At 48.5% G+C, this 10,517-nt stretch carries 9 protein-coding genes and 5 pseudogenes; 11 read left to right on the plus strand and 3 right to left on the minus strand.

Annotation, left to right across the window (positions count from 1 at the left end):
* Positions 1-128: 128 nt before the first annotated feature.
* The 5 genes and pseudogenes from OOJ59_RS27320 to OOJ59_RS27340 all read left to right on the plus strand — a co-directional run.
* Positions 129-1,541, plus strand: a pseudogene (locus OOJ59_RS27320) (TonB-dependent copper receptor); the annotation flags it as partial.
* Between the two features lie 418 nt (positions 1,542-1,959).
* Positions 1,960-2,280, plus strand: coding sequence for a DUF134 domain-containing protein (locus tag OOJ59_RS27325; protein WP_094168986.1), 321 nt, complete (start codon positions 1,960-1,962; stop codon positions 2,278-2,280).
* Entirely contained in the window at positions 2,255-2,716 is a 462-nt protein-coding gene (locus tag OOJ59_RS27330) for a NifB/NifX family molybdenum-iron cluster-binding protein (RefSeq protein ID WP_094168987.1), read from the plus strand. The genes OOJ59_RS27325 and OOJ59_RS27330 overlap by 26 nt, the downstream gene beginning before the upstream one ends.
* A 205-nt stretch (positions 2,717-2,921) precedes the next feature.
* The gene (locus OOJ59_RS27335; protein WP_141201924.1) at positions 2,922-3,317 is read left to right on the plus strand and encodes a PaaI family thioesterase; all 396 of its coding nucleotides are present in this window, start codon (positions 2,922-2,924) and stop codon (positions 3,315-3,317) included.
* Between the two features lie 114 nt (positions 3,318-3,431).
* The gene (locus OOJ59_RS27340; protein WP_009652867.1) at positions 3,432-3,908 is read left to right on the plus strand and encodes a Dps family protein; all 477 of its coding nucleotides are present in this window, start codon (positions 3,432-3,434) and stop codon (positions 3,906-3,908) included.
* A gap of 301 nt (positions 3,909-4,209) precedes the next feature.
* On the opposite strand, the gene OOJ59_RS27345 is transcribed toward OOJ59_RS27340, so the two are convergent.
* Complete coding sequence (locus tag OOJ59_RS27345; protein ID WP_058799396.1) at positions 4,210-4,560, minus strand: ArsR/SmtB family transcription factor; 351 nt, start codon at positions 4,558-4,560, stop codon at positions 4,210-4,212.
* Between the two features lie 160 nt (positions 4,561-4,720).
* Here OOJ59_RS27345 and OOJ59_RS27350 point away from each other — a divergent pair, with 160 nt between their 5' ends.
* The 3 genes and pseudogenes from OOJ59_RS27350 (at position 4,721) to OOJ59_RS27360 (ending at position 7,763) form a co-directional block, all read left to right on the plus strand.
* Positions 4,721-6,379 (plus strand): FAD-dependent oxidoreductase, encoded by a 1,659-nt coding sequence (locus OOJ59_RS27350; protein ID WP_094168989.1) that lies wholly within the window; start codon positions 4,721-4,723, stop codon positions 6,377-6,379.
* A 124-nt stretch (positions 6,380-6,503) separates the two neighbouring features.
* Positions 6,504-6,869 (plus strand): annotated as a pseudogene (locus OOJ59_RS27355) (IS6 family transposase); the annotation flags it as partial.
* 94 nt (positions 6,870-6,963) lie between these two features.
* Positions 6,964-7,763 (plus strand): annotated as a pseudogene (locus OOJ59_RS27360) (integrase core domain-containing protein).
* Positions 7,764-7,823: 60 nt separating this feature from the next.
* On the opposite strand, the gene OOJ59_RS28315 reads toward OOJ59_RS27360, so the two are convergent.
* Positions 7,824-7,955, minus strand: coding sequence for a hypothetical protein (locus OOJ59_RS28315; RefSeq protein ID WP_428841225.1), 132 nt, complete (start codon positions 7,953-7,955; stop codon positions 7,824-7,826).
* A gap of 474 nt (positions 7,956-8,429) precedes the next feature.
* Here OOJ59_RS28315 and OOJ59_RS27370 point away from each other — a divergent pair, with 474 nt between their 5' ends.
* The 3 genes and pseudogenes from OOJ59_RS27370 to crcB all read left to right on the plus strand — a co-directional run bounded on the left by OOJ59_RS27370 (position 8,430) and on the right by crcB (position 10,395).
* The gene (locus tag OOJ59_RS27370) at positions 8,430-9,560 is read left to right on the plus strand and encodes an alpha/beta hydrolase (protein ID WP_094168990.1); all 1,131 of its coding nucleotides are present in this window, start codon (positions 8,430-8,432) and stop codon (positions 9,558-9,560) included.
* Between the two features lie 145 nt (positions 9,561-9,705).
* A pseudogene (locus OOJ59_RS27375) lies at positions 9,706-10,035 on the plus strand (transposase domain-containing protein); the annotation flags it as partial.
* A 39-nt stretch (positions 10,036-10,074) separates the two neighbouring features.
* Entirely contained in the window at positions 10,075-10,395 is a 321-nt protein-coding gene (gene crcB, locus OOJ59_RS27380; protein WP_094168993.1) for a fluoride efflux transporter CrcB, read from the plus strand.
* 11 nt (positions 10,396-10,406) lie between these two features.
* On the opposite strand, the pseudogene OOJ59_RS27385 reads toward crcB, so the two are convergent.
* Positions 10,407-10,517, minus strand: a pseudogene (locus OOJ59_RS27385) (integrase); the annotation flags it as partial.

A 10,517-nucleotide genomic window follows, 5' to 3' on the forward strand; every position in this document is an offset into this window, starting at 1 on the left:
TGCAGGACTTTAATTTCCATACGAATCTCAAAAGTGATCATAAGCTCCCCTGTATTCAGAGGAGCAGATTAACCCCTGGATCAATTTTCAACCGCTGGGGTGGATCAGTTTTGCACCGTTGGTAACAGAAATGGGATAAGTGGAACGGGGATATGGCGCTGGGCTGGACACCAGATAAAGATATGTTAGTGGAGCTGACCGCCGGAAAAGGTGACGGTGATGCCCGTTATGCTGGGCGCAGTATGGATGGCTCACAGTTTAAACGTGAAAGTCTCGGGGCTCGTTTTGATAAATCTAACATTGGTGACGTATTTGATAAGTTTGAGGCCAATGTCTATTACAACTATTCCGACCACATTATGGACAACTATTCCCTGCGCTCTCCAGGCAGCGGAATGTCGCGAGGAATGTCTGGTCGGGATATGAGTGGTTCTATGGGCTCTTCAATGGATTCGGGGTCTTCAATGAACATGGCGATGCCAATGGCGATGGAACTCGACAGACGCATCGTTGGTGGACGGATGATGGGAACCTGGAACTGGTCTGACTTTGAGCTGCGAAGTGGCGCAGATACCCAGTTAAATACGCACCGCAGCAAAGGTGATGACATATGGACGAAAGACGCTCGCTTCCATGATTATGGCCTTTTCAGTGAGCTTACCTGGAATGCTACGGATCTCAGCAAAGTCGTTAGCGGTGCGCGCCTTGACAGGGTTCTGGTCGATAATTTCACCGATGTCGGCGTTTCTGAGCGAACTGACACGCTCCCCGCAGGTTTTATCCGCTTAGAACATAATCTGGTTGAGATACCGGTAATGTTTTATGCAGGAATAGGTTATACAGAACGTTTTCCTGACTATTGGGAGCTTTTTTCTCCGACCTATGGACCAGACGGCTCAACGGATGCATTTAATAAAGTCAAAACGGAAAAAACGACCCAGATTGATATTGGCGCACAATACAAGGGTAAGCGTCTGGAAAGCTGGGTCTCAGCTTATATTGGTCGTGTAAACGATTTTATCCTGTTCCGTTACGATCCTAATAATGCGTACATCAGCCAGGTGGATAACGTGAACGCCACGATTATGGGGGGGGAAGCGGGTCTGAGCTATCAACTGAGTGAGAGCTGGAAAACGGATGCCAGTCTGGCGTACTCATGGGGAAAAAATACAGACGACCATCAGCCGCTGCCGCAAATTCCATCGCTCGAAGGAAGACTGGGCCTGACCTGGGAAAAAGGTAATTGGAGCAGCACGGGTCTGTTGCGCATTGTCAGCAGCCAGCATCGCGTTGCCATTAATGAAGGTAATGTCGTCGGCAAAGATTTTGACAGCAGTCCGGGATTTGCAGTTTTCTCTGCTAATGCCGCTTATAAAGTGAACAAGTATATCAACGTCAGCGCAGGTGTAGATAACCTCTTCGACAAAGCCTATAGCGAGCACCTGAATCTGGCTGGCAACAGCAGCTTCGGTTATTCCGCGAATACGTCTGTAAACGAACCAGGAAGAACGTACTGGAGTAAAGTTAACGTCACTTTCTAAAATAAACCCGGCTCAATGAGCCGGGTTGAAGAGCTTTAAATGAAAATGAGGTCACTTTTTTATGTTTAAACTTCTCGACCCCCTGGAAGGGAAATAGTTCCTGATAGCCATATCTATGGTATTTATCGTTGCAGTATATGTGGTTTCAAAAGCAGCATTTCAGGGGTTGAAGACCAGTATAATCTGCCAATGGAAACCTGGAACATTTCTCTGTTGTGATTCCAGAGCCAGACGGTACTGAGGCGACGCTTACAATTGAGTTTCAGACAGTGTCTGTTTTCTTTCCCTTCTTCTCCCCTGACCTGCTGCGCACGTACATACTCGAGGGCAAAGCAAAAAATTCTCCACCGGTGAGCCGAGTATATTGCATATGCCAGTTTACGCGTGTATATATAGCATATGCCCATAAGGAGCCTTCATGCCAAGACCCAGAATTCCCCGTAACATCTGTGGACGCCCTGCGGATACCTGTTTTAAGCCCAATGCGCGACCGATGAGCCAGCTTGAACATGTTCATTTAAAAGATGATGAGTTTGAAGCGTTACGACTGGTCGATTTACTGGGCATGCAGCAGCAGGAAGCGGCTGTTGCAATGGGGGTTTCAAGGCAGACACTGGCCAATGTCCTGAAAGCAGCCCGTTTTAAGGTTGTGGACTGTCTCACTCAGGGCAAGGCTTTAATAATGTACTCTGAAAAGGAAGGAGTTACACAAGATGATCACAGCCATTCCAGTGAATGACGACCGGGTAGCAAATCATTTTACTAAAGCGAGTCACCTTGTCTTTGTGGATGAGCGCGGCACAGAACTTAGCCGGACAGAGAATCCCGCTCTGGGCGCAGATTGTTCAGGTAAACGGAAGCTGGTTGACCTGCTGGTTCAACAACAGGTTAGCCGCGTTGTAGTCCGTAACATCGGGGAGCGTATGCTGGGTAAATTACTGGAGCGTAACATCGCAGTGTACCAGACTGACTGTGGCCGTTGTTTGTTCACTGAACTATGTGATCCGGATACCCGTGTTCTGACTGAACTGAATAAGCCAGAGCAGGGGCGCCAGTCCTTTAACCATGAGGCGAAGGGGAAAAAGTGCTGTCACTCTGATGGGAACACAGCAGAAAATGCGTGTCAGCGGCGTCATCAGCATCATCACGGAAACGGGCGCTGTTGCCATTCCTGAGTTTCTTTCATCACGGGCGGTGATTTTTATCCGACCCGTATTGTGTGTAAACCAAGAGCCGGAATGACTGGAAAATGCAGTAATTACTGCTTGGTATTATAACCCCTTCTGATTGAATTACGGATGCACCCCGTCAGTATAACCGGACGCTGAACAGAAACAGATGAATTGTTATCTTAATGCCAGAAAGAATCATACCTGTTGTATGGTCTGTGGTACCCGTGACAATAACCCTGATACGGTGGACTTAATTTTTTCAGAACACCCGGATGGATCTGTATATGCGGACTACACGGTCGAGCACAGGCATCAGGGGTATACAGGTCTTTTACATGGCGGAATGACGAGTACCTTGCTGGATGCCGCAATGACTCACTGCTTGTTCATGCAGGGAGTGCAGGCCCTGACGGCTGAACTGACAGTCAGATTTATTTCACCCGTTTGTACCGGTGACAAGCTGATGGTCTGTGCCAGACTGCTTGGGCAACGCAGGGGGATTTACCAGCTCGAAGCATGGCTGGCAAAGGGACAGCAGAAAGTGGCTCGTGCCACGGCGAAATTCATTGTCCCGTCGCAGGATATTGCTCTGGCACATGGCTAGTGTGGCAGACGCCAGGTGTAACTGGTTATTATAAAAATATGAGGCGTGTTTTGCTCAGACCGGAAAGAATAATGGCATATCGTATATCCCACTTAAACAGTGTAAGAGGTAGTTATGAGTAAACAAATAATTGATATTGGTATTCCTGAATCATCCCGGGTGGAGATTGCAGACGGTCTGTCCCGGCTTCTTGCTGACACCTATACCCTGTATATAAAAACACATTACTATCACTGGAATGTAACTGGCCCCATGTTTAACAGCTTACATTTAATGTTTGAAAATCAATACAATGAGCTGGCCACTGCTGTTGATGATATCGCTGAACGTATACGCTCGCTCGGATGCTTCGCGCCCGGCACATATCATGAATTTTCACGTTTAACCGCTGTTAATGAAGACAAGGATATTCCAGCAGCAAAAAACATGATTGAGAATCTTGTCCAGGGCCAGGAGACTGTGGTTAAAACTGCGCGCTCCCTGTTCCCTGTTGTTAATAATGCGAATGATGAAGCCACAGCAGATCTGCTTACACAACGTATCCAGTTGCATGAGAAAACTGCCTGGATGTTGCGCAGCCTGCTTGAATAATGTAAACCGGCGGCAGCAGAAAAAACGGTTTGTCAGCCACAGGCCATTGCTGTCAGTGCAGTACCATCCGTGCTCCTGTGGCTGTTTTTTCTGACCGTAATAGTATAAAAACCGATAAATCAATAAGTTAAACAGTGAACGCGTGAGCGATAAATACAGTCCGGACAGGCATTACCGATGGGTATATCCGGACCACTGTCGCTTTCCCGTTATAATATCGCAGATTCCGGCCAGGCTCTTCACAACCTGACAGGGTTAATGCTGCAATGATAAAACGGTTTGCGTGGAAAGCAGGATCACATTATTCGTTGTTATGGCTTCCTTTACCGGTGCCTGCCTGCGGGCAGTAGAGATCATACAAGGTATTTAACAACGTCATGATACGGTTATCCTCAATACGGTAATATACCATTTTACCTGCCCGTCGGGTCTCGACAAGCTTCAGGCGGCGCATTACACCCAGTTGCTGAGACAGGGTCGGCTGAGTGATACCGACTGCAGCTTCCAGCTCGGCCACATTCGCTTCCCCCTGGCTTAACTGGCACATCAACAGCAACCGGTCGCTGTTAGCCAGTCCCCGTAAGACATCTGCTGCCCCCAGGGCTGCATTTTTCATATCGGTCTGACGTTTTGTGTCTTCATTCATGGGCATTGCTGGTTTCTCACATTATGTATTTTTATATAATGTTATTTAGTATACTGATGGTGCCATAATTTTGCCACCGTGTTCGCCAGGTCTGCAGCGTCCAGCTGGCCTGGGTAACTAATTATATCTGGCAGACATTTTGCCCCGAGTGAACAGAGAGGATGTAATGAAAATAGTGATTGTTGGTGGTGTTGCTGGCGGTGCGTCCGCTGCAGCCAGAGCTCGCCGGTTGTCAGAAGATGTCAGTATTGTTGTGTTTGAACGGGGAAGCGATGTCTCTTTCGCCAACTGTGGATTGCCTTATCATATAGGCGGAAAAATTCCGTTACGGCAGTCACTTATTCTTAAGACTCCGGAGGATTTTAAATCCCGCTTTAACATAGACGTCCGTACCTGCCATGAAGTGACGTCAGTGGATCCGGTTAATAAAACAGTGACAGTTAAAAATTTGACCTCAGGTGAGATCCATACCGAAGTATGGGATCGTCTACTCCTCAGTACCGGAGCCGCGCCGGTTGTCCCTCCTTTGCCCGGGCTACAGCAAGAGGGCGTTTTTACGCTCCGAAATCTTACTGACATGGATGCTATCCTAGCGTGGATTGAGCAACATAACGTCGCTCACACCACGCTTGTCGGGGGGGGATTCATCGGACTTGAAGTGATGGAGGCTCTGAGCGAACGGGGGATCCGTGTTACCCTGCTGGAGATGGGGGAACAGGTTATGGCTCCGGTTGATCCTGAAATGGCATCAGCCCTGCATCAGGAAATCCGGAATCATGGCGTGGATCTGCGTCTCAGAACGGCACTCACCGAGGTGCTGCGGACAGAAACGGGATTCCGCGTTGCACTGTCTGACGGTGGCTTTGTGCAGACTGACATGGTTATTCTCGCCATCGGGGTAAAACCTGAAAACAGCCTTGCCACTGTAGCTGGGCTCGAAGTGGGTAAACGGGGAGGTATAAGCGTCAATGCCTGTATGCAGACCAGTATTCCTGACATCTACGCCGTGGGGGATGCAGTTGAAACACCTGACCTAGTCTTTCAGGAACCCGCTAATATTCCTCTGGCTGGGCCCGCCAACCGCCAGGGACGCATTGCTGCTGATAACATGCTTGATCACCACAGCCTTTACCATGGCAGTCAGGGGACATCCATTTGTAAGGTATTTTCGCTTAGTATTGGCAGCGTCGGTGCGAATGAAAAGCAACTGAAAGCCCATGGTACCCGATACGAGAAGGTTTACGTCCATGCTGCTGATCATGCCGGTTACTACCCAGGGGCTACGATGATCAGTCTGAAACTGCTGTTCAGCCCCGATACCGGTAAAATTCTGGGGGCCCAGGCGTCAGGGAAAAAAGGAGTTGATAAACGCATCGATGTTCTGTCTGTCGCGCAGCGCGCGGGACTTACCGTCAACGATCTCGAGCATCTTGAGCTGACTTATGCCCCGCCTTTTAACAGTGCAAGGGACGTTGTTAACCAGGCCGGTATGGTGGCGGCAAATGTCATCAGGGGAGATACGGCCATATGTCATGTCAGCGATGTTTTGCAACGGGAACCGGACAGGTATTGTTTAGTTGATATTCGTTCTCCTGAAGAACTGAAACAATTTGGCGAATATCCTGACGCGCTATCCATCCCTCTGGATTCTCTGCGGGAGAATCTTGAAAAATTGCCTGTAGATAAAGAGATTTTTATCGGTTGTCAGAGTGGTCTGCGCGGGCATGTGGCATACCGTATTCTGCAGGCTCACGGCTTCCGGACATATAATCTGAGTGGTGGCTTTATAACCTGGCAGGCGGTTATGGAGTCAATGAGTAAATAAGAGATGAGGTGCCATACACATGGCACCTCATCTGGTTCTGTCGCATTAAGACGTCGTCGGGTAACACACTGTTTTTTTATAATGTTACCTGCCCATGCCTCTGATATGAAAAGCTTTTAAACCCCTGCACTATCCCATTGATGTTATTGCTCAATGTGTTCGCTGGTATCTGACTTACGCCCTCAGCCTGCGCAATCTCGAAGATATGATGACGCAGCACGGCGTTATCGTTGACCATTCCACTCTTCATCGCTGGGTTATGCGCCTGGCACCGTTGTTGGATAAAACGTTCCGCCAGTATAAGCGTAATGTAGGTCGGCGGTGGCGGATGGACGAAACTTACATCAAAATCAAAGGCCAGTGGAAATATCTGTACCAGGAGGTTGATACCGCGGGGCAGACCGTCGACTTCCTGTTGACCGCCAGACGCGACGCTGCGGCTGCCTTACGCTTCTTTCGCAAGGCCATTCGCCACCACGGTGAGCCTGAGTAGACTGGCCCCATGAATCTCCAGACAGTTGGTATCACTTAAGTTAGTGATAGTCTTAATACTAGTTTTTAGACTAGTCGTTGGAGTCCGGATGATGGATGTTTTAGGGCCGGAGAAGCGCAGACGGCGCAGCCTTCAGAAAAAAATCGCCATTGTTCAGCAGAGCTTTGAACCCGGTATGACCGTGTTGCTGCCAGTCAGTTGTTCCTGTGGCGTAAGCTGTACCAGGAAGGTAGTCTCACCGCCGTTGCTGCGGGTGAACAGGTTGTACCCGCGTCGGAACTGGCATCTTCGATGAAGCAAATTAAAGAGCTACAGCGCCTGCTGGGCAAGAAAACCATGGGAAACGAGCTGCTGAAAGAAGCCGTTGAATATGGCCGACAAAAAAAGTGGATAGCGCACGTGCCCTTGTTGCCGGAGGATGGCGAATAAGCCTTGTCAGCCGTACCATGGGCATGTCGCGTGCGCCGCTGTCACTGCGAATTAACCGTTCTGCCTACTGGCAGGACGGGTACTGTAAACGGCGTAATGGCGAAGCAGACGCTGAAATACTGTCGGAGATCCTCGACATCATCAGCGACATACCCAGCTATGGCTGTTGCCGTGTGTAACGGTTCAGCGTATACCGCGCATGAAACACGGAGGTTCGTGAAAGCACTGAATCTGGAGCCTTGTACAACAGCGGTGAGCAGCCCGCAAAGCAATGACATGGCCGAACGGTTTGTGAAGACGATGAAGGAAAACTATATCGCGTTCATGCCAAAACCGAATGTGAGAACAGCACTGCGAAACCTTGGAGCAGCGTTCACGCATTACAATGAAAACCACCCGCACAGTGCGCAGGGATATCACTCTCCGAGGGAATACCGGCGGCAGCGGGCATTGTTAACTTAAGATACAAAAGCTGTCCGGAGATGGCGGGGCAAGATCTCTCGTCTCAACCATATAAAAAATTTATACCCGTTTTAAATAGCGGCGGCTATGGGACCAGTCAGCCCACCAGCCAATAACACCGGCTAATATGGCAATGATAAACGCCACGTAGTCGAAGCCCTGCCAGGTCCCAACGTACGTAAAATCTGCCACTCAGGCTGATTGGAGTGCTCTGCCACGAACTGACGGTTTACCTGGTCGCCTGACATAATAGCCCATGGAGGCTAAGGTTCGTCCCCAGAAGTACGGAATGGAGCAAGCCTCCATTGCAACAAGAGCTCTGGGTTCTAACTGTCGGATATTATCTAGTAGGTTGGAACGAAAGATATTTTTTTCCATGCGACAGAGCCATCAATCATTCAGACACGTTCCTGAAAAACAGATTTTGCGATATCAAAACCAACAACCCTGATCGTGCTTATGTGATTTACTCCCGTAGCAAATGCAGACAGTAAAAGTATGGCACTGCCTGCTTCAGGAAAGGGCGTCCATAACATCACCACATATTGACTTTTGCATCGCTAGTGACGGATTTATGGCAATGATGAAGAAACACTGGTTTCGTTTACTCGATATTCAAGAGCAGGCTTCTAAACTAGGCACATAAAAATACTGGAACAGAATCTCATGACTTATTCCATTTCAAAGAAATTACTCACTGCGACCTCAGCGTTGTTACTGCTATCAATGAAGTCGATATCGGCTAGTGCTGGTGACGTTAATCCCATTTCTCCGCTTCGCGCTGAATATGGTTTAAGAGAAGCGGCTGAACAGTATCTTCTGCATTACCCTTCTCGAAGTGGTGTTGATGGCAAAACTGTGCGTGAGGATACCGCTGCTGTGTTTATTCCCTTTGGCGTCACTCCAAAAAGAGGATGGCCAGTAGTTGTTTGGGCACATGGTACTGTTGGTGTTGCCAGCCATTGCGCACCTTCGCTGAACCCGCGCAGCGATCGTGATAAGCAGTATTTAAATACTTGGTTATCCTTAGGTTATGCTGTTGTAGCACCTGATTACGCTGGATTAGGTTCTTCTGGTCTTCACCATTATCTTAACTCCCGTGGAGAGGCCTGGAGCATTCTCGATGGCATTCGCGCTGCTCTGAAACATTTTCCTCTTAAAAATGAACTTATCCTCGTCGGGCAATCACAGGGAGCCCATGCTGCGTTCGCCAGCGCTGGATATCAGCATGAATATGCTCCAGAACTGAATATTCGAGCAACGGTGTTGACTGGCTCACCTTATTTTGAACAGGGCACAACTGCAACTGATATCTTGCCTCTAGGTAGGGATACTCCTACAAGTGGTGATCCAAAAATACCGTACATCTTCTACATTTATCTCTCTGCCGCCGATAGTAATTTGCAACTTAATCCTACTGACTATTTTCAGGACAAAGCGTTGCCCTTACTGAAAGAGGCGAACAAGCTTTGCATTGTACATCTAAACGATAAGGTAATGAAAGCAGGTCTGAATTCCGCTAATTCCCTTAAGCCGGGCGTGGAGTCGCTTTTAAACACAAGTGTAGGAACGATGATTTATCCAACTCTAAAGATTAACCATCCAGTATTTTTCGGCATTGGCAGCGTTGATATCAACGTACCGACAGCAATGCAAAAACGATTTTCGGATGCTGTGAAAAATGCGGGAACACAAGTGGATGTTCATATCTACGAAGGACTGGATCATAGCGGTACAGTTAACCCGTCATTGCGCGATTCGGTTCCGTTTTTAAGTAATGTATTTCATAATAATTAATTATTTAGAAGTAATGTCTCTCTAATTGTGTGAGTGCTATAAAAATGCTCGTTTGAGGCTTCGTTATATTCAGCGTTGCTTTTCGGCACTTTTTGTATTCGGTAGCTTATTTGTAAGCGTAAACCCAGCACAGTATGTAGCTATCATGCAGGCGCAGCTGGATAAGCTCCGCCGTATTAACTTCAGCAGCCGTTCCGAAAAGATATTCCGCCGTATCGCACAGATGGAAGCTGACCTGAACAGGCTGCAGAAAGAGTGCGATACGCTGACTGGTCGGGCGGATGACCCGATGGTGCAGCGTCCGCTGCGCCAGACCCATACCCGTAAGCCGTTCCCTGAATCGCTCCCCGGCGATGAAAAACGGCTGTTATCTGCAGAGCCCTGTTGCCCGGATAGCGGTGGTTCGCTGAGTTACCAAGGGGAGGATACCGACGAACAGCTGGAACTGATGCGCAGCGCCTTCTGGGTTATACGCCTTAATTTTCCTTATGTGGGGAACACAGCATTGGGTCAGATGGCAGCAATTATGATTGGTGGGGCCACGGGATGTATTATCCGCTGTTTTTTTGGGATGAAACTCAACAGTTTTTTCCCGTCTCTTCCATCCGGAACCCTGGTAATGAATTTGCTGGGAGCATTTATCAATGGTGGCGCAATGGCATATTTCATTCGTCATCCTCACGTAGATCCGGCCTGGAAACTGCTGATCGTCACCGGTCTGTGTGGGGGGCTGACTACCTTTTCAACATTTTCTGTCGAGGTTTTCACCTTATTGCAGGCAGGAAATTACACGTGGGCTTTCACCTTCGTACTGGTGCACGTGATGGGATTGTAAATAGACCCGTTTTAGTTCCATGCATTTTTTGAGATCCCGGCCAAATAATGGTGCTGTCGGTATTCCTCCGGTGTCATATTGTTCAGTGATTCATGCGGGCGTTCACAGTTATATTCTGACAA

The organism is Citrobacter sp. W9 (assembly GCF_026719375.1).
Classification (GTDB): Bacteria; Pseudomonadota; Gammaproteobacteria; order Enterobacterales; family Enterobacteriaceae; genus Citrobacter; species Citrobacter werkmanii.